Annotated in this window: 1 protein-coding gene; it reads left to right on the top strand. The window is 65.4% G+C overall.

Features of this window, described 5'->3' with window-relative positions:
• Positions 1–379 (top strand): ABC transporter permease subunit (locus E4T80_RS12695; protein ID WP_135058729.1); only part of this gene is annotated, 379 nt, incomplete at both ends.

The raw sequence follows: 379 nt of genomic DNA on the forward strand, positions 1-379 counted from the left end.
TGCTGTGGGTCTTCATGTTCTCGCCGTCGCTCGGCGTGGTGTCGTACGCGCTCGGCACGTTCGGCATCGACTGGAACCACCTGCTCAACTCGGGCCAGGCCATGGCGCTGATCGTGATGGCCTCCGTGTGGAAGCAGATCTCCTACAACTTCCTGTTCTTCCTGGCCGGCCTGCAGTCCATCCCGAAATCGCTGATCGAGGCCGCGGCCATCGACGGCGCCGGGCCCTGGCGCCGGTTCTGGAGCGTGCAGTTCCCGCTGCTCTCGCCCACCACGTTCTTCCTGCTGGTGATCAACGTGGTGTACGCGTTCTTCGACACCTTCGCCATCGTGGACGCCGCCACCCAGGGCGGCCCCGGCAAGGACACGGCCATCCTGGT

The organism is Muribacter muris (genome assembly GCF_004569585.1).
Classification (GTDB): domain Bacteria; phylum Pseudomonadota; class Gammaproteobacteria; order Enterobacterales; family Pasteurellaceae; genus Muribacter; species Muribacter muris.